Origin of the sequence: Ohtaekwangia kribbensis (assembly GCF_042676245.1) — a bacterium.
GTDB classification, from domain to species: Bacteria; Bacteroidota; Bacteroidia; order Cytophagales; family Cyclobacteriaceae; genus Ohtaekwangia; species Ohtaekwangia kribbensis.
Genome location: NZ_JBHTKA010000001.1, coordinates 1,299,352 through 1,318,282, shown reverse-complemented (window position 1 = coordinate 1,318,282; position 18,931 = coordinate 1,299,352). Strand labels below are relative to the sequence as shown.

At 41.8% G+C, this 18,931-nt stretch carries 13 protein-coding genes and 1 pseudogene; 5 read left to right on the top strand and 9 right to left on the bottom strand.

Features of this window, described 5'->3' with window-relative positions; genetic code table 11:
- Window positions 1-29: 29 nt before the first annotated feature.
- The 4 genes from ACFQ21_RS05125 to ACFQ21_RS05110 all read right to left on the bottom strand — a co-directional run bounded on the left by ACFQ21_RS05125 (window position 30) and on the right by ACFQ21_RS05110 (window position 1,861).
- Window positions 30-575: a hypothetical protein gene (locus ACFQ21_RS05125; RefSeq protein WP_377575756.1), complete on the bottom strand. Its 546-nt coding sequence runs from the start codon at window positions 573-575 to the stop codon at window positions 30-32.
- A gap of 65 nt (window positions 576-640) precedes the next feature.
- On the bottom strand, window positions 641-937 hold the full coding sequence (locus tag ACFQ21_RS05120; RefSeq protein WP_377575753.1) for a helix-turn-helix domain-containing protein: 297 nt from the start codon (window positions 935-937) through the stop codon (window positions 641-643).
- Window positions 934-1,137: a hypothetical protein gene (locus ACFQ21_RS05115; protein WP_377575751.1), complete on the bottom strand. Its 204-nt coding sequence runs from the start codon at window positions 1,135-1,137 to the stop codon at window positions 934-936. The genes ACFQ21_RS05120 and ACFQ21_RS05115 overlap by 4 nt, the downstream gene beginning before the upstream one ends.
- Window positions 1,138-1,243: 106 nt before the next feature.
- A complete protein-coding gene (locus ACFQ21_RS05110) occupies window positions 1,244-1,861 on the bottom strand; it encodes a hypothetical protein (RefSeq protein ID WP_377575749.1) in 618 nt (205 codons plus the stop codon).
- A 279-nt stretch (window positions 1,862-2,140) separates the two neighbouring features.
- Here ACFQ21_RS05110 and ACFQ21_RS05105 point away from each other — a divergent pair, with 279 nt between their 5' ends.
- A complete protein-coding gene (locus ACFQ21_RS05105) occupies window positions 2,141-2,839 on the top strand; it encodes a hypothetical protein (protein WP_377575747.1) in 699 nt (232 codons plus the stop codon).
- A gap of 134 nt (window positions 2,840-2,973) precedes the next feature.
- Here ACFQ21_RS05105 and ACFQ21_RS05100 read toward each other — a convergent pair.
- Window positions 2,974-3,495 (bottom strand): annotated as a pseudogene (locus ACFQ21_RS05100) (IS256 family transposase); the annotation flags it as partial.
- Between the two features lie 386 nt (window positions 3,496-3,881).
- Entirely contained in the window at window positions 3,882-4,619 is a 738-nt protein-coding gene (locus ACFQ21_RS05095; protein ID WP_377575743.1) for a hypothetical protein, read from the bottom strand.
- Window positions 4,620-4,935: 316 nt separating this feature from the next.
- On the opposite strand from ACFQ21_RS05095, the gene ACFQ21_RS05090 reads away from it, so the two are divergent.
- Window positions 4,936-6,657 (top strand): hypothetical protein, encoded by a 1,722-nt coding sequence (locus ACFQ21_RS05090; protein WP_377575741.1) that lies wholly within the window; start codon window positions 4,936-4,938, stop codon window positions 6,655-6,657.
- 93 nt (window positions 6,658-6,750) lie between these two features.
- Here the strand turns inward: ACFQ21_RS05090 and ACFQ21_RS05085 are convergent, their stop codons facing one another.
- The gene (locus ACFQ21_RS05085; RefSeq protein WP_377575739.1) at window positions 6,751-9,957 is read right to left on the bottom strand and encodes an ATP-binding protein; all 3,207 of its coding nucleotides are present in this window, start codon (window positions 9,955-9,957) and stop codon (window positions 6,751-6,753) included.
- A 506-nt stretch (window positions 9,958-10,463) separates the two neighbouring features.
- Between ACFQ21_RS05085 and ACFQ21_RS05080 the strand changes: the two genes are divergently transcribed.
- Window positions 10,464-10,802 (top strand): PadR family transcriptional regulator, encoded by a 339-nt coding sequence (locus ACFQ21_RS05080; RefSeq protein WP_377575737.1) that lies wholly within the window; start codon window positions 10,464-10,466, stop codon window positions 10,800-10,802.
- On the top strand, window positions 10,799-13,405 hold the full coding sequence (locus tag ACFQ21_RS05075; protein WP_377575734.1) for an ABC transporter permease: 2,607 nt from the start codon (window positions 10,799-10,801) through the stop codon (window positions 13,403-13,405). Before ACFQ21_RS05080 ends, ACFQ21_RS05075 begins: the two co-directional genes overlap by 4 nt.
- Before the next feature lie 74 nt (window positions 13,406-13,479).
- Here ACFQ21_RS05075 and ACFQ21_RS05070 read toward each other — a convergent pair whose 3' ends face one another.
- Entirely contained in the window at window positions 13,480-14,028 is a 549-nt protein-coding gene (locus ACFQ21_RS05070; protein ID WP_377575731.1) for a GNAT family N-acetyltransferase, read from the bottom strand.
- Window positions 14,029-14,202: 174 nt separating this feature from the next.
- On the opposite strand from ACFQ21_RS05070, the gene ACFQ21_RS05065 reads away from it, so the two are divergent.
- Window positions 14,203-14,655 carry a hypothetical protein gene (locus ACFQ21_RS05065; RefSeq protein WP_377575729.1) on the top strand — a complete coding sequence of 151 codons (453 nt, stop codon included), beginning with the start codon at window positions 14,203-14,205 and terminating at the stop codon, window positions 14,653-14,655.
- Window positions 14,656-14,700: 45 nt separating this feature from the next.
- Here the strand turns inward: ACFQ21_RS05065 and ACFQ21_RS05060 are convergent, their stop codons facing one another.
- Window positions 14,701-18,843 carry a T9SS type A sorting domain-containing protein gene (locus ACFQ21_RS05060; RefSeq protein ID WP_377575726.1) on the bottom strand — a complete coding sequence of 1,381 codons (4,143 nt, stop codon included), beginning with the start codon at window positions 18,841-18,843 and terminating at the stop codon, window positions 14,701-14,703.
- Window positions 18,844-18,931 lie beyond the last annotated feature (88 nt).

Here is an 18,931-nt window from a genome sequence, read left to right as displayed (position 1 = left end):
TGTGTCATTTTAGGTAAGATTATATTTTCTCATCCACATACTTTTTCAATAATCGTACAATAGCCGTCATCTGTTTGTATCGCTTTGAAATTTCTGTTCTGCTTAATTACTATTTCATTATTCAAAATTATTGAAGCAATCCTATGTCTTTTCTCCGGGTCCGGAATCGTGTCTTTAAATATTTGAAACAGCGCAGTGTAAATAGCGTCGTATTCACTCACACCAGGTTCTAATACTGCGTGTCCCTTATCGATTGCAACATTACCTTTTGACTCTTCGCCCCACACTAACACACCATCGTAGATATTAATGCTATAGTCCTTTAGTCCATTAAATGCATGCATTTCGATTGTGATTGGATATAGTTGAGAATTTGCAGCAAGGACTTTTATGTTTACCACCCGAGTGGCATTAACTATTAAATCCTTTGTCTCGATGAACTTATTCTTTCTTAGGGGCTTTCCATCGATAGAAAGGCATTCGCTTTCTTCTTGGAATGAAATAAGATTTATTTTAATTGGGAGTATTTTACTAATCAAATTTTGCCCCGCCTTAAATTCTAACGTTGTAATCATATAAATCAGTTAGTATATAGTATATGAGAAGAGTACGCTCGAAAAAATGATCTCGGGGTCCGGGATCATTTTGTTTCATGCTGATTTTCAAGGAAGATATGATTGATGATCTTCGTAAGGATTTCGTAATGATCTCGCTTATTTTCAGGGAGATCTTCTCTATCTACACTAAGCATCAATAACATTTTTGTATTGACGCCCAGTGCAGTTGCGATAGCCTCCAGTGTGTCCTTTCGAGGCTGAGCTTTGTCTTGCATGATCTGAGAGAGTGAAGTTTCAGACTTACCGATTTTTTCGGCCAAGTCTTTTTGACTCATCTTACGCTGATCAAGCAATAGCTTAATCGCTTTTCCAATTTTCATTCTAAATAATCTTTAAACAGGTCGTAAAGTTTGTAACCAACTATTGACAGGTTCCATACATCATTTATCGTTATTCCTCGTTTGCGATCTGTGGCAAGGAATTCCGAAATGTGTTTTTTGTCTTCTGCGCTAAGAGTTTCATCGCGCAGAATTTTTTCGAGCGCCTCGATTAAATCCGGAGTTAAATTTGTTTTCTTCATAGTTCTTTAGGGAGTGCTCGTTAGTGAGCGTGGCCCTCTTTGCTGTTGTTGTTTCCATTTTTCCATTTTTATTGTTAATTTTTATCACTGTTACAGGTCGTGATATTTACCTTACAATCAAGTGCTCATCATCAAGTATTTTGAAGAGAACACAGATTTTTTTTCTAATTGTTAAGCGAAAGTCAAGTTTTAAAGTTGATGGTGATGAGAGCACTCTTCGCAGTGCACGGACACGATTCAGTATACCTTCAACACTTCTTTGAATGTGTTGAACTTTTTCGTGGAACCGTTGTAGCCAGCCTTCCGAAGTACGAATCGCATCAGGGGTCTCGCTAAACCACTCATCGATTTTGTCGTACCAGTGTTGAACTTCTGCTTCGAGGCTATTGAGTTGAAAATCTAAATTCCAATTGAGATCAATGTATGAATGTGAAAAGTCGTGATGGGAGAATAAGAACTTGGACTTGTCCCATTGAACAAATTTTGAAGTATCCCATCGAACAACTGTGCTATCGTACCATTCACAAGCAAGATGATCAGGCAGTTCGCTGTAGTATTGAAGCGCAATGAAATAATCTTGATACGCGGAACGAAGGCGACTCTCTTTCTCTGAACGTAGGGTGATCTTCTGTTTCAAAGCAGGAAACGCGTCAAGAGACGAGGGACGTGTTAGATGGTCTCTTACCCAACCTTGCATCAGCCAAGACGGCTGGTGGTCTTTCATACCCGTTATCTGCACAGAAAAATTCATATAGCATTAAATTCCTTTATAAACCTTAATTTTGTGTCAAAAATACTAATATAATTTAAGTTTAACTTAAATTTTCAAAAAAAATATAGAATATCTTTTTTAGATTTTTGCTCAGGCTATCTGACTTATGTGCTGCAAGAGCTGGTAAAAATCCCAACTCCCAATGCCTTAATGTCCACTCGTTGGTTTGTGTAGACCTCGGTAAAATGTTAATTTTTAGAGGCTATTTTTACTTGAACCCTATTAACTACTATGAAACTCAAAACCTTTAAACTTTATGATCTTTTAATCAGCAAAAATATACATCATCTCCACCATGCTAATACGGTTCCAACAGCTCTTACTTTCATTCAGCAGGGTGGCCTAATGTCTCGTGGTGCTGTGGAGAAGAAAGGTCTATATCAAACATCACAGAAGTCTGATTGGCTTGATAAGAGATTCGACATATGGACAGATGTTTTTCTTGATACCTTAGATCTCCATAGCCATTTTAACAGGCAGAATCATTATGGTCCAGTACTTTTCAAATTCTCAATCGATTTTTTATTAAAGATCAAATCAGAAATATGGGTGACAAAAGATAACCCTGTACATTGGAATACAAGAATGCCTCAAAATCAAAAATATTTTAGGAGTGTTCTGGAAATGAAAAAAACTTGGAACAAATACAAGCCTGAAAAAAGGATAATAACAATTAGGAAAGTTTTAAAACCTATACTCTTTAACTATCTCGATGAAATCGTGCTAGATGAGCCGGAGATATTGCTTGGTCAAATTGATTTATATAGCACGGCCAGAAGACTCCTGCAACGCACAATCAAATCAAAAGGCGTTGATATTAAAGTTAAGGTTAGAAAATGCAACAAACATTGTTTTTGTAGGGACAATTATTTCGAAGACCTAAGTAACAGTCAATTAAGAACAAGCTTTCTTATGCAGTTGAAACCATGATTATACGAAGAGTAATTTACTCGGAGGAGTCTGACAGTTTAGAGATAGAAGGAGCAGTTAAAGTTGGGAAAAAAATAAAAGACACTGCCTAAAAAAGTGTGTAAGTATCGCGTCTAAGCAACTGCGTAAAGGGTCTATATTTTGCACCGCTCTCCGAAGATGTTGATAAATTGATTTACCACCAAATTCCAGTTGCGTACGGGTAGCGTCCACCTTCGAGTTATTTCTCGCAGGGCCAGATAAACCGATTTCAGAACGGATGCATCATCCGGGAAGGACATCTTTGTTTTGGTATACTTCCTGATTTTACCATTGAGGTTTTCAATGATGTTGGTGGTATAGATCATCGTTCTGATCTCCAACGGAAAATCGAAGAAGTGAGATAGTTCCTGCCAGTTGGCTTTCCAGGATCGGATGGCGTGAGGATATTTCTTACCCCAGGTGTCTTCCAATTTCTCTAAAGCAGTCCAAGCAAGGTCTTTGTTGGCTGCGGTATATATAGGCTTAAGGTCAGCAGCAAATTGCTTCTTGTCTTTCCATACTACATAGCGTGAAGCATTACGAATTTGATGGACTACACATATCTGTGTTACCGACTGAGGAAATATACTTACGATAGCCTCTGTGAAGCCTTTCAAATTGTCGGTGCTAGTGACTTAGACAGTTTAATGGGTTTAACTTTTTTAGTTTGCACTTCTAAGTTAACCCAACTGTCAGATTAAGTCGGAACTACTTCACATTAGTTCTTTAATTGATGAAAACTTGATTCCTTTGATTGAAAATCCAAAAAACTTTTAACTCAAAGGTCTTTTTTCAAGATCAATACTTGCGCTGAATATCTTTTCAAGTCCTAAAATGTCCGCTAGTGTCATGTTAGTTTGATCTAGTTCTACAAATCTAATTAAGCATTGCCGCCAGCGCTTAGCTATAGAGCGTGTGCGTGCAAAACTTATTCATTCTCTGGCGTTGCTGAACGAAGTTGCTTGCAAACATTTGAAATACCTGCAAAAAGCACATGCTTTACAGCTGTTGTTGGCGGTAGTTATAGTATTTCAATGTCAGTTGCCATTTTAGAATCGCCGAGTAAAGACGGATTAAACCTTACTTTCTTATTAACCCAAATTGCTTTTCCTGAATCAGATTCAATGATGTACTGTGCTGAAAAGAAGTATTCGTTCTCATCTTCACCCCTAATAAATCCCTTTCCATTCGTCAAATAAGAAATTTCGCCATTTATCTTGTTGGGAATCTCTGCTTGAGCAATAATTTCACTATTAATGTTGGTGACCCTCGTGATCCATTCACCACTTCGAAGTGATCTTAACTTATCAATTTTTTCTGATTGCCTTATGTAATGCGTAGGCAAGTCGTTTAATACGCAATAACTATAGTCAAACGCATAAGTAGTTCCTCGTCGGCCTGTACCTGCTTCAACGACTTTTACAAGATTGAACTCTTGTGATTTGGTCATATATTTATACAGGACTTGTGCATTATACAAATATTTAAATCTATAAGTACTTCGACTTTTGCAGACCTTTGCAATACTTAGGAGGTACTCTCGCTCAAGATCAGTAAATAGGCTTAATTGCTGTTGACAATGCTTCTGTAGGGTAAGTATTGCGTCTTGATGCTCAATTTTTCCTTCTCCTCCATGTCGTTTGAAAGCTTCATTCATTGCAGAATCCAGTAATTGAATTAATCGTCTATAATTTCCCCCTGAACCATTTATTAGCTCTTCAATCGGATCACCTTCTTCATTGTCTTCAAATTGAAACAATTCAGCAACTCTTATGATCGTTTCATTTAGATTAACTGATTAAAGTCTATAAAGAAGAGAACATCGTACCTAAATATGGATTGAAAACTTTAAATCTGAACCCGAGGTGGACTTACTGGAACCACTTTTATATTCGCCATCTTTTATTAAACAAACAAAAGGAATCGATTGGAGTAAATATAACTCTGTTATAATTCTTTATGATTTTGAATATGATGACAGTGTTGATTCCACCGATAAGATGATTTTTGTTGGCTCTTATGGATACAGAAAATGACATAATACATCTAGCTTTTAATTTGAATAACTCTACAAAATGTTACCTATTAATAAGTATATCCTAACACTTGCGTTGCTGGTGAATGGGCTATTAATTACGCATGCTCAAAACCTGGAATCTATCGGTGTTAAGAAGGGAATCAAAATGAATGGTTCCTTGAATCTCAATACAGTTAGTTATTATGCGCATGGTATCGAGCAACGGAGAGATCCTTTCAATTGGTTCTTTACCGGAAACCTGAATATAAATCTGTTCGGGTATGATGCTCCGCTCTCCTTCAGCTATAGCAACGCAAACAAAAGCTTCAGCCAGCCTTTCAATCAATTCAGCTTTCAGCCACAGTATAAGTGGGTAAAAACCTATGTCGGGTATAATTCCATGACATTTTCAAATTATACCCTTGCCGGCCATGTTTTTCTTGGTGGTGGCGTAGAGCTATCCCCTGGTAAATGGAAAATTGCAGCTATGTATGGTCGTTTAAAAAAGGCTGTGCCCTTTACGGAGACTGATACAGTTAATGCAATTTACAAGCGCATGGGCTATGGGCTGAAGGTAGGTTATGAAGACAACGGCAATTCTATATCTGCTAACATCTTTACAGCCAAAGACGATGTCAATTCAATTCCTTATACTTTGTTTAACAGTACACTTACTCCAAAACAAAATATAGCACTGAGTATAAATGGACGGAAGACATTTTTAAAGCGTTTCTTCGTAGAAGCTGAGTACGCGGTGTCTGCGCTGAACAATGACATACGCGCTAATGATAGTGAGGAAGATACCGTTGTGAACAAACCCACTAATAATATAATCAAAGGACTTTTGCCCGAAAATGCCACAAGCCGTTATTATGATGCATTGAATGCAAGTGTTGGCTATCAGGGAAATTGGTATACTCTTCAGTTTCGCTATGAGCGTATAGCGCCCGAGTATCAAACGTTGGGTGCTTATTATTTTAATAATGATATGCGTAACATCACGGTTGTCCCCAGCGTGCGTTTATTTAAAAATAAACTTAACCTCAGCGCTAATGTAGGCTTCCAGGAAAATAACCTTGATGAATCAAGGACATCAACAACGAAGCGGACAGTGGGTGCATTCAATGCTACTTATGTGCCAAACGAAAAGTGGAGTTTCGCGGGCAATTATTCCAACTTTTCGTCCTATACGAACGTGAGGCCTCAGGTTGATCCATATTATAGGGATAACCTTGATACATTGAATTTTTATCAAGTAAGCCAAACAACTACGGGTACTGTTATGCGTAATCTCGGTGGCCAGGAGAATCCTCAGAGTATAATGTTAACGGGAAGCTACCAGAAAGCCAGTGACGTTGCGGAGTATGAAGGAGGAAGTCAGCAATCAGATTTTCTCACCATGAATATAGCCTATAGTTATTCTCTGGTTCCTTCCAATCTTACTCTTGCGTTAGCAGGTAATGTGTATACCAACAATGCAGCAGGAGTAAAAAGTACTTATTGGGGGCCGACTGTGAGTGCTACAAAATCCTTTATGGACAAAACCTTACGCGGATCACTTGCCAGTTCTTATAATGAAACATCGGGTGACAACATTCAATCAAGCCCTGTGCTTAATTCGAGGCTAAGTATCAGTTATGCTCCAAAAGGAAAAGAAGGAGCAAACAGCAGTCATAACTTTTCGCTTGGTATGAACGTGTTAAATCGACTTAAAAGTACGGAGCAACAGCCTTCCTATACCGAGCTGACCGGAACACTGAATTATACCTACTCGTTTTGATTTCTTTTGCCAATACTCCGTGTGAACTGCATTTGCAGGTAAACAAAGGGTAGTGGTTGTCTGGTGTATTAAGTTGAAACGATACGAATCGATTTATTCCGCATCAGGTGTACCTTTCAGATTTTGTGTCTTCTTAAAAAACACTTTGAATGTAGTACCCGTGTTTACTTCGCTTTCAACTTCAACGTTGCCGCCTAAGGCAGACATTTGTGTTTTGACCAGGTAGAGTCCTAATCCTTTACCTTCAAGGTGCAGGTGAAATCTGCTATAGAGGGTAAAGATCTTGTCCTTGTTCTTCTGTAAATCAATTCCCAAACCATTGTCGGAAATAACAAGGCCGATATAATTTTCTGAATCTATAGCCGATATCGTAATATAGGGAATCCGCTCCGGGTGTCTGAATTTTATAGCGTTGCTTAGCAGGTGGTATACAATGCTATAGAAGTAAGCTTGTGAAGTTATGATGGTGCTAGCTTCTGAAAAGTCAGTGCGGATGATTGCGTTAGAATTTCTGATACCTTTTTCAAGACCTGCAATCACCTTGTTAATCTCTTGCACAAGGTTGAGTTCTTCGAAATGACTTGGTGCATTTTTTATATGCAGAATCTGGTTGAGATCTCTGATAACAGAATCGATCTCGTGTGCCGTAAAGATTAACTTATCGTTGATTGTTTTTACTTCATCAGGCACGTGATCGATCATTCGTAAAACCGTACCAAGTCCTAATATCCTGGCAACGGGTCCGCGCAGGTTGTGCGCTGTTACAAATGCAAATTGTTCGAGTTGCTGATTGTATCGTACCAGTTCCTGGGTACGTTTGTCCACTTCGTCTTCAAGTGTTTCGTTTCTGTTTTTTATCTCCTTGTTCTGATTCTCAATCGTTGCATGAGCCTTTTGAAGCTGGTGATTTCTTTCCGACAGTAAATTACTTTGCGTAAGAAGCTCTTCATTAACATCGATCAGTTCTTTCGTCTTCTCTTTAACAATTCCCTCCAGAAATATTTGTCGTTTTTTTGCCCTTTGTATGTTAAGTTGAATGATCAGGTAGATAAAGAAAATGAATAAGATAGAATATATGGCATAGGAGAGCCGGGTCTTGTACCACGGAGCATCAATATGAAAGGAAAATGAAGCCGGTTTACTCACCACATCATATACATTCTTTGCCCGTACATAAAAAATATAGTCGCCAGCGGGCAAGTTCGTGAAGATAGCTTCCTTGGTTGGCGTCCAGTCCGACCACTTGTTTTCAAACCCTTTTAATTTATACTGGTATTGGTTTTTTTCGTTGTCTTCAATAAACGAACACAGGAATTCAAACTTCAGGTTATTCTGGGTATATGGTAATGAATGGATCGAATCTTTGGCAGAGTTCTGGTATATCAAAGAATCCCTGGACCAGACTTTCTGAATGGATAAAACTATAGGGTCGTTATAAAAGGAATTCTGGTTGGGATTGTAGCTGAAAATTTTCTGATTATTCCCAAGCCATACTTCTCCTGAATTTGTGATGAGTATAGGTGCATCAACGTCTACTCTTAAATTCCGGGAGGGGACGGCGATCTTTTTAAACGGAGTTAGTAAAAGTTTAAAGCTGCCATCTGGTTGTTTTTTCATAACGCCCTCCATTTCTTTTTCCTTGGGCTGAGCTCCCCAGAAATATATATCGCCCTCGTTACTCTCCGCGAGGCTATAGATACAAAAATCTCTACCAAGTACTTTTCTGTATTTTTCTTCCGGTTCGAACCGATTGTGGGTTGGATTGTAACTATATATGCCTTCAATGGTAGTGGCTATAATTTTTCCGTTTAAACGGTGAAGTCTGTTGTTGAAATTAGCGGGTAATCCTCTGGTGGTATCATAAGCAGTTTGAGAAATAACAGAATCCATTTGCTCATTCAACCGCAGTTTCCAAATGCCATTAATAGGTTGACTGATCCATATACTTCCATCTTCATCTTCTAGTATACAACGTACTTCCTGTTCAAATCCTTTGATTTTTTTTGTACTCCATGTATTTCCTTTTTTCTGTAATAATCCAATGCCGCTATAATTGGTGCCTACAATCATTCGGTCAGAATAATTCCGGAGTGCACACATGGAAAGTATATATTGCTCCCGGGTAATTTGGATAACCTTTTTTCCTTGTAGTTCCAGCACACCGGAGTCATGGAGAGCATAGAGCCTGCCGTGTGCATTGTAGAAGTTCCAGGTATTGCCTTCTGTTCCGGGCAGCAGTACAAAAGTATTTCGGTCTTCCTGGTATAGTATACCGTTGTCTGTTCCTATATAGTGATGACTCCCTTGTCTGCCCAGTGAAACGATATAACCGGTCAATCCATTTCTGGAATCATAATAGGACAGGGGAGAGCTTGATACAATGTTGATAATGTCCGAGTCGGCATTTGCCCAAAGATTATGTTGCTTGTCTTCATAAAGCGAGCCCCATTGGATGAGTTTATTATTGGCAATATTGTATTGTAGTTTTCCGTCCTTGCTATAAAAATCAATTCCTTTACTGGTGTGAATAGCAATGTTGCCATTGTCGAGACAAGTCATGCTCACGATGTCCTCATTCTTCAGATTCCGGTTGAGTTCATGTGAAAGGATGTTCCATCGATCGGGATTTTTTTCGTTGACCATCCATACCTGGTTCTTGTCGTCCAGTATCAGGTAACTCTCGTGGTCGTAATCTGTAATCCACTTGTATTTCATGCCCTCTATTTTTCTGAAATAGGGTCTGGTCTCAAAACCTCCGTTTTTATACTTATACAATGCGTCTCCTTTTCTAAGGTATAGACTGTGTTTGTTTCGTATCAGTCCCTTGCTGGCGATGCGCAGCACATTGAAATGGTTACCAGTATATATATAGACGTGTTCTTCGCCCAGGAAGAAAACCTTGTTTTCGAAAACCCTAACTAGGTTGCCCCCAAGATCGTATTTGCAGGAGTCCGGGAACTGCGCCAACAATGAGATGTATTCATACTTGCCGCTGGATCCTTTCTGGAAATAGCCCATATCATCATCAGAGCCGATATAAATTCGGCCTGTTGAGTCGGTGTCAATTGAATTAACGGATACTTTATTCGGAAGTGAAATCAAATCCCACTTGTTGCCATCATACCGAAGCAAACCTTCGGTGTTGGCAACATAGATAGCGCCATACTTATCTTGTCGGATAGCCCAGTTCTGACTGGCTCCCTGGTAAACTTCAATAGGATAATGTTGTGTGAACGGTTGTTGTCCACGCGTAATGAAACAGCTCGAAAGAAATAAACAGATAATTAACAGACTGCGCATTTGGTCATCGTCAGGTAAGATATGTATACCAGCTTTTGACCATGGCTCCATGCCAGTGTCCAATCTTCAATAACCCATGTTTCGTCATTGATGCCAGGAATTTGCTTCAAAACTATGGCAATTAAAAGATGAATGAAACAAGGTGAATACCTACAGGGGCATCGGTATTTTTACGGACAAGGTTAAGCCAGGCAGGGTATCGGCTCATTTCTTAAAGTAAATAAGCGGCAATATCACCGCATTACTTACACAGGCTGATTTCGGTAGAAACGTGGATATGCTTTTTGGACATTCTTTATCCATTTATCGTGAATCGTTAATAGTCTTCTTTAAAGCCTTATTTTCAATTATGGCCGGAAGTTTTACTTTATGCGTCAAGCCCCGTTTACGGATTGCGTTTTACGACTAACGAGTCACGGTTAACAAAAAAAATGATATATTAACTGCAATTACGAATTAAATGTAACTATATTTACTGCAATTACGAATAATACTATGGGTTGTATATGAAAATAACAAAGCTTGGCGAGTTTGAGGAATTGGTATTGTTAACGGTGGTGGCCCTTCGGGATGACGCCTATGGTGTTGAGATCAAGCGGGAGTTGGAGGAACGACTTGGGGAGAAACTGAGCGTGGGATCTATTCAATCAGCGTTGAAACGGATGGAGGAGAAGGGCTTCCTCAAATCAGAATTCGGTGAGGCAACACAAAAACGAGGAGGCAAACGCAAGCGTATATATACTGCTACACCTTACGCACTCAAGGTACTTCGTGAACTCAAAGAAATACGGGCCGGCTTGTGGAAATCCATGCCACGACTGGCGCACGACCTGAAAATGATATGATGCAACCCAACACGCCTCGCCCTCCGGAATGGCCTTTGAAACTTCTCCGGTTCTTTTTAAAGAAAGAATACCTGGAAGAGATCGAGGGTGATATGGAAGAGATCTTTTGTGATGCGCTTGAGCAGGAACAGTCGTATCGCAAAGCGAGGTGGGTATATATAGTAGAGGCACTCAAATTAATCAGGCCTGTGCTCATGAAGAACATAAGTGGCATTCAACCTGTAACCCCATACCCTATGTTTAAAAACTACTTCAAGACATCATTCCGGAGCCTGATGAAAAATCCGTTGAGCTCCTTTATCAATGTGTTTGGATTGTCCGTGGCTATCGGTATTTGCCTGCTGGTATATACATTCATGGAGTATGATTACAGCATCGACCAGTATCACAAAAACAAAAACGAAATATACCTCGCTACTTTCTTTGCTGCCAGCGATGGTGCCACGCAGCAATATGGAACAGCACCGAGACCATTGGGTGATTTGTTAAAGCAGGATTTTGGACAAGTAAAAAAGATGTGTAGGGTAGAGGACCGGAATGTTGTATTGAAGTATGATGACAACGTATTTCACGAGAATATTCGCTATGCTGATCCTGCATTCCTGGAGATGTTTACGTTCCCGTTGAAATGGGGAACAGCATCATCGCTGGCCGATCTCAACACGATTATACTGAGTGAGGATATGGCTATTAAATATTTTGGTGAAGAGAATCCGGTGGGGCGTGATATGCTGGTGATCTTCAATGATCGGATCAAGAAGACATTTACGGTAGGCGGTGTGGCCGCAACCTTTCCGAAGTCGCGGGATATAGATTTCAGATTCCTGATCAACTTTGAAAACATTCGCACTGCAGAACCTGCCTATGATATAAATGATTGGAGTAAATTTTTGAGTGCCACACTCATTCAAGTTGAAAATCCGTCCGATCTGAAGGCCGTGGAGCTGAAGATGGAGAAGTATAGGGTTTTACAAAACGCAGCGCAACCGGATTGGGCGATTACTGCATTTGCTTTTGAGCCGCTGGTTACCTTGCACGAAAGAGCCGCTAACATCAAAGATGGTATCGCACACGACTATAACGTAGAAGGAAGAATCGGCATGCCCATCATCGCGATCTTTATGATCGTGCTGGCATGTTTCAACTATATCAATATAGCAATTGTATCAGCAGCAAAGCGCCTCAAGGAAATTGGTGTTCGCAAAGTGATCGGTGCCAACCGAATGAAGATAGTTGTCCAATTCCTTACAGAGAACATCGTGGTAACATCGCTCGCACTTGTCATGGGGATAGCACTTTGCTTCTTTATATTCCTGCCGTGGTTCGTTCAGTTTACCGGGTGGGAACTGGAACTCCGGTTGCTGAACCAAAACCTGTGGCTGTTTATGATCGCTTTGATTTTTATTACCGGTATAGCTTCCGGTATATATCCCGCCTTCTATATATCCAGGTTTGATGCCGTGCGAATATTCAAAGGCTCCCTTCAGTTCGGTAAAAAGAATCCGCTTACCAAAGTATTCCTGGCGGTTCAGTTGGTGCTGGCATGCATTACCATTACTGCAGGGGTAGTTTTTACACAAAACAATCATTTTCAGAATAACCGGAGCTGGGGATACAACCAGAAAGATGCGCTATATATAGAGGTTCCTGATAAAGCTGCTTTCGATCGCATGCACGCGGCCATGGTACGCCTCCCGGATATAGTATCGGTATCCGGATCGGCCGATCACCTGGGAAAGACAGTATCAACAGCCGTATTGAGAACAACGGCTAATCAGTCGTACGAAGTGAACCAGTTCTCCGTAGATGCAGACTATATACAAACCATGGGACTACAATTGATCGATGGAAGATCGTTGCGGAAAGATTCTGAAACAGACAAGCAGGCACTGATGGTAAATGAGACATTTGTTAAACACTTGAATCTTACTAAACCTATAGGACAATTTTTTGAAATCGATAGTGTGAAGTATGAAGTAGTCGGTGTCCTGAAAGATTTTCATACAAAAGATTTCTTTAGTAAAGTTCGTCCCGCTGTTTTGAAACTTGCCGCTGAGCAAGACTATCGATATTTATCGTTACGTGTAAAAGAAGGCGGAAGGGAAGAGACTCATAAAGCATTACTGGCAACGTGGACTGAGATATATCCTGAGATTCCATTTCAGGGAGGCTACCAAGAGGATGTATGGACCAATTATTTTGACAGCGTTGATCGTTCAGAGCAATTCAACAAAGTGATCGCATCGATAGCAGTACTACTGGCAAGCCTCGGACTATATGGTCTTGTAACACTAAATGTATCCGGCCGACAAAAAGAATTCAGCATCCGTAAAACGCTGGGTGCCGGAATTCGAAATATAGCTTCGGTTATTCTTAAGCAATATGCGGGGCTTACCGTGATATCGCTGATCATCGGAGCACCTGTCAGTTATCTGTTTACAAAGGCGTACCTGGATATGCTCTTCGCGTATCCCATGCCGATCGGATATTCCGGTATTGCTATAGCACTCGTGATACTCGTCATCGTTTTGCTGGCGGTGGTTGCTACGCAAATTCGAAAAGTACTGAAACTAAATCCTGTGGATGGATTGAAGGTTGAATAGTAAGTTCGATATAAATATATAGGCACAACCTGTTCGATATATAGCGTTAGGAATATATGGTTCGTGCTCTGGCCTCATTTCAATTTATAGGTCATGACGTTTCGCCTTGTTCCGGCTTTTTTTACAAATTCGAAATCAGCTTTTTTGAACGTCTTTGTAAAGCCCATAAAGCGGTAGCTGGGCGACCCGGGCGCAACGGGATACGCTTCTATATATTTTGCTCCATTTTTACCTGCATACTTTTGTGCATGCGTGATCAGTTGATCGACAAGCCCTTGTTCACGATACTCTTTCCGAACAAAAAAGCATGTGATAGACCAGACTTTATCCAGACTTTCATCACCACCGAGACGAAGGTGTGTCTCTCGCGGAGCTACGGAACACCAGGCGACTGGCTCATCATCTATATAGGCCAGCAAACCGATAGGCGTTTTTGATCGGACACGCTTCTTTATGAATTTTTTCCGGTTCACGGTGTTGCTGCGCTTTTGCTCTTCCTTCGTCATACGCCACACCATGCACCAGCAATAATGCGGACTGCCTTTTAACTCAAAAAGCTTTTCAAAATCGTCCCAGTTGGTTTCGTCAACGGGTTTTGTTTTTATTTTTTTAGTCGTTGCCATGCAGCGGGGATATAATTGGGAGAAGATAATTTTTATGCCTGCACATGCTCAACGTTCTCCATGCTGAAACTCATTTCCCGAATTGATAGCATTGAGAGATGCGTCTACAGGCTCTGCAGCGAGGATAGCGATATGGTACGCTAATTGTAATGCACCGATTAAACACAATGAGCCATGTTCTATAAGATTCGCTGGAGGAGTTTATCAACGGCAGGGAAGGTATACGGCAAGAGTAAGACACCGTGGGCTGTGGATGAGCTCTATGTTGTTTTTGATGCACTGTCTGACGATGATCTGATCAAGATCAAACATTATTACATCGTCACTGAAAAACTCCTGAAGTTATTTCGGGAGAGCTATCTTTCCGGTTTAGGAATTTGCCGAAAGATCGAGCCCCGGTTATCGGGAGGCCTCGAAGAGTTTATTGAAAAAGATAAACTGCCGACATACTACCTGATGAAGGTTGTTGGAGTTCCCGGTGAGGATGATCTCGGTGTTAACAAAGCCGGTGAACTGATCATCTCCGAAAAAGTTTACCAGCTTTTGAAGGGGATGACCCTGAAGCACCTGGCCATTGACGAAGTAAAAGTAATCAAGCTGTTTAAAGAGCTTCGTAAAGATATTTAGCGCAGATGATTAGATGTTTACTTCAAAGTATGGGTTTCAGTACAGTTAGTTGATCACGATAGACTGTTTTACTGTATTCTCACCGTTGCTCACCTGTAGTATATATATACCCTGAGGAAGTTCTTTAAAGTGTGAACCCGTTAACGGATAGTCAGTCTTGTTCTCAGAGACTTCAACCAATGCGGTATACCGCAGAACACCAAAACTGTCATATATATGTATCGATACGTTTTGTTTTCGGTCGGCTGTTATATACAAAATGGGCAGCTCTCCCCGTGTTGGGTTGGGAAACAGGATGCAGTTGAAAGATGCATCACGATCCGAAAATATAGGTACGATATTCGAATGGGTATATTTTAAATCAAAATCGATTTGTTTCAGCCGGTAGTAATTAAGTCCTGGTAATGGACGTCTGTCCCGGAACGTATAGTCCTTTCTGGTGGTGCTGTTACCTGCAGCCGGTATACTATCTAAAGCATAAAAATTAATTCCATCTTTTGAGCGGTCAACGGAGAAGAAGTAATTGTTGGTTTCGGTAGCCGTAGCCCACTCCAGAACGTTTTCGTCATGATCATTGTATCCTTTAAAATATAGCAGCTCGATCGGCAGCGGAGACTGACCATTGTTTCCTCCCGACCACCAGCTGAATTGTGTAATGTCCGGCACTACAACGGTACGGGTAGGCGAAGTATTCGAAAACGACTGTCCACTCAGCGCTGCGTTCCAGGCGTTGGTTCCGTTCCACCGCTGCATCTTTATACCATTGGTTGTTATATCGCTTATCCCTGCAGTCGGATCTTCCGTATTGGCAAAGCTGAAGGTAACGGTAGCGGTATAGGTACCGGCAGCCTGCGTACTTGAAAAATGCCAGTAGCGTCTCAATGCCTGCGCGGGTGTCGCTACGGATGTTACAGCTTCCGATCCTGTTGGCCAGGCGGCAGGTGAACTTTGTGTGGCGAACAATGTATTAACACCCAGCGTGCCTGCATTTCCGGAGGCGAGATTAACGGTAACCGGTATATATACTTTCGAAGCATTGCCCATCGGAAATACATAGTTGGTAGCCGTGGTGTTGCCAATGGCCCAGCGCAATTCTCCATTCGCATTCTGACTTTCCGAAATAACACAACCCGGTGATGTTCTCACAATTGCAGAAGCACTTGGATTGAGGGCCGTAACTTTGCGTCCATTCAGATTCAAAGCACCACCATTCAGATTCAACACACCATTGGTGTTTAACGATACATCGACCAATGGTTGTACCACCGTATTATTGCCTTCTATGATAATTGAACTGAATGTTTCACTGCCACTCGCACTATATATAGTTTGTGTAGTGCCTCCGTTGAACTTAATGGTGCCACGATTTGGAACGAGTGTCCCGGAGTTACTCCAGTTGCCCGTTAATGTTATGGCTCTTTCGGAAGGTGTATTTTCCAATGATAATGTTGCCCCGGAGGCGATCGTAATATTTTTTGCTACGGCTGGTGTTGTAGCAGTTGCAGATGTAATAATGATCGGTTGATTGGTGATACACGTTTCCATGGGTTTGATCACAACATTATCAGTTGTTGTGGGAGAGACGCCTACGGTTTCGAAAGCTGTTCCGTTCCACTTAACCCAGTTGGCATCATCGGTCCAGTAATTATTGGAAGATGATCCTGTCCAGAAATAATCACCACTAAGTACACCGGTCGTGTTGCTGGGTGGTGTTACCGTTACCGTTGCCATTGTGGAGAGTGATGAATTGCAAGCCGTATTCGGAATCTTTACAGCTTTGATAATAAAGGTTTGCGTAGCCGTAATGCGAAAGGACTGCAGTGTTACTGTTCCTCCGGTACCCAAGGTAGAAGAACCTGCATCACTTGTGTTTGCAAAATTGCGCAAGGTATAGATTACGTTGCTCTCGGATAACAATACTTGCAAGGAAGCTTTTGTGTTAACGCATGTAGTGCCGGTGAGTATATTGATTCCTAAAGATCCCGAGGGTAGTGCACATGTGACGGTAACCGATGTCGAAGGAAGACTTTCCGCGTTGCCAGTTTCGGTAGCGGTAGCAGTGAGCACCCCACCGGGATATAGATCGGTGACGAGCGTTACAATTGTCCACAACCCAGCTGCGACTACGCCCGTTCCAAGCGCTACACCATCAATATATAGTGTAATGGTTGAGCCTGTCAATGCAGAAGATGTACCACCTACAGCGAGCGCTCCTTCCAGATAAGTTCCGGTAATAACCGGTGCGGTCGTGCGTGACTGAACGGTGACTTCATTGGAGAATCCGCTTACTGATTCTCCGCTTGCTGTAGCCGTTGCCTTTATCAGATTGCCACCAGCCAGTGCAGGTGATAGCCCGGTGATTGTCCAATTGCCATTGGCATCAACTGTAGTTGTTCCTGCCGATACTCCGGTTTTGTATAGCGTTATCGTTGTGCCCGCAGCTTCTACCGAGGTGCCCGATACACTCGTGGCACCGGTAACGATTGGACTTTTAACAACAGGAGCTGTTGATGTTTCGGTAACGCTTCGTGTTGCAGCGGACGATATACATTGACCGGTTTGTACGGTATATACTGAAACAGATTGTCCTAAGGTTAAAGTAAGTCCCGAGAAAGTCCAGTTACCTCCGGTTGCCGTAGTACTGGCTTGCAGATAACCGTTAATATGTAGCAGTACGGTATTACCTGCAGTGGCCGTTCCGGTAATGGTTGTTGTAGTTGCTAAGATCGGGTTCGTAGTGATTACCGGTGTAGTTGCTGTACCAGATGTACCGATACAGACTGTTGTTGTTTTAGGCGACTGACATTTGCCACTTTCCTGCGCTGTTATCCAATATATACCGGAAGTAATACAGTTGGGCCCGCCACCGGTACAATTGGTCGTACCACCGGCACAGTTATAGAGAAACGTATTCGATGCGTTTGTTGTAACGGATGTGAAGAATGTACCGGGAACATTAGGTCCGTAAAAGGCAATGGTTGTTCCGGCAGCCGCTCCGGTTGGGCCGCTTCCTCCTATACCTTTGTTGGATTGACACGAAGCAGCAGGAGGAGCAAGACTGCACGTTGCTCCGACCGTAACTGCATTGGAATCATAACTCACCGATTTACCTGTAGCTGTCGCGGTGGCTTTTACCGAAGCGCTCAATGTTAACGCTGCTATACCGGAGAGTGTCCACGTGCCGCCCGTAACTGTAGTTGCACCGACTGACACGCCATTCACATATACATTTATAACTGTGCCGTTGGCTTCAGTAGATGTACCGCTTACGGAAGTAGCACCAACAGACAATGGACTGTTTACAACGGGTGTAGCTGATCGTACCGCAGGAAAACCACTGTTAAAATTAGAAGGCGCTGTGGGAACGGAGGCATTGACAACAGCTGTCCATGCGTTGCTATAATTGCCTGCGTATGTCCCATCATTTATACCTCCTATATCACTGGGGCCACCTTGCAATACCGACTGCGTACTGATAACTGTGTTGGCAACCATCCGTACTGTAGTTGAGGCACTAAACGAAGGAAAGTAAGTTGTGATGGTAGCGATCGGTATATAAAAATCATAGAAGTAATCCGGGTTGCTGCAATTCGTAGTGAATGCTACCGACTTCTGACTGTAGTCATCGTGTGATAATGTGGTTCGCAAAGTTGGTGATGCAGTGCCATCGGCATCATACAATCGTACTCCGTGATTGGTAACGAGTATAATTTCAATTTCGAATCCGGGATTCCCCGTGGTATAGTTTGGATCTTTAAGTGTTCCTGAATTACCAAACAAACCATCGGTGTCGAGCAGGATGCTATACCCTTTCGAATTGGTAGCGTAGTTGCCAAGCCTGAATCTGAAAAGCCAGTTGCTGCCGGATATATAGGTATAGGCTGCGCTATAGGAAGTAGCATCATCCACCAAATCGGTAAAGCCGCAGGAGGGACCCGTAGCAAGATCGCTGGTGGGCTCCGGACTAACCAGAACTATAGGAACGAATGGAATCTCGCTTTCGCCTTCATCATTGCTGACAAAGCCTTCGTTGTCAGATGAAGTATAATTATCGAGGTTAGGATCCAGTACTGATTTTCCTGCTACAGCAGGTTTTACAATAAGACCAGGTGTCTGTGCTAACAGATCTTCACTAACAAAATGCACAAACATCCATGCTGCTATAGCAAGTGTGGTAAGGGTTCGCATATGTTTCGGTATTTAGATAACAGTCTGACTGCACTAAATTTACGAAGACACGTGAGCCTATTTGTGGAAATCCGTAGAAATTAATAAC

Coding starts and splice junctions, on each gene's coding strand:
- ACFQ21_RS05090 (WP_377575741.1), top strand. CDS start 4,936: ATGTTACCTATTAATAAGTATATCCTAACACTTGCGTTGCTGGTGAAT.
- ACFQ21_RS05080 (WP_377575737.1), top strand. CDS start 10,464: ATGAAAATAACAAAGCTTGGCGAGTTTGAGGAATTGGTATTGTTAACG.
- ACFQ21_RS05060 (WP_377575726.1), bottom strand. CDS start 18,843: ATGCGAACCCTTACCACACTTGCTATAGCAGCATGGATGTTTGTGCAT.
- ACFQ21_RS05075 (WP_377575734.1), top strand. CDS start 10,799: ATGATGCAACCCAACACGCCTCGCCCTCCGGAATGGCCTTTGAAACTT.
- ACFQ21_RS05070 (WP_377575731.1), bottom strand. CDS start 14,028: ATGGCAACGACTAAAAAAATAAAAACAAAACCCGTTGACGAAACCAAC.
- ACFQ21_RS05120 (WP_377575753.1), bottom strand. CDS start 937: ATGAAAATTGGAAAAGCGATTAAGCTATTGCTTGATCAGCGTAAGATG.
- ACFQ21_RS05125 (WP_377575756.1), bottom strand. CDS start 575: ATGATTACAACGTTAGAATTTAAGGCGGGGCAAAATTTGATTAGTAAA.
- ACFQ21_RS05110 (WP_377575749.1), bottom strand. CDS start 1,861: ATGAAAGACCACCAGCCGTCTTGGCTGATGCAAGGTTGGGTAAGAGAC.
- ACFQ21_RS05085 (WP_377575739.1), bottom strand. CDS start 9,957: ATGCGCAGTCTGTTAATTATCTGTTTATTTCTTTCGAGCTGTTTCATT.
- ACFQ21_RS05065 (WP_377575729.1), top strand. CDS start 14,203: ATGTTCTATAAGATTCGCTGGAGGAGTTTATCAACGGCAGGGAAGGTA.
- ACFQ21_RS05115 (WP_377575751.1), bottom strand. CDS start 1,137: ATGAAGAAAACAAATTTAACTCCGGATTTAATCGAGGCGCTCGAAAAA.
- ACFQ21_RS05105 (WP_377575747.1), top strand. CDS start 2,141: ATGAAACTCAAAACCTTTAAACTTTATGATCTTTTAATCAGCAAAAAT.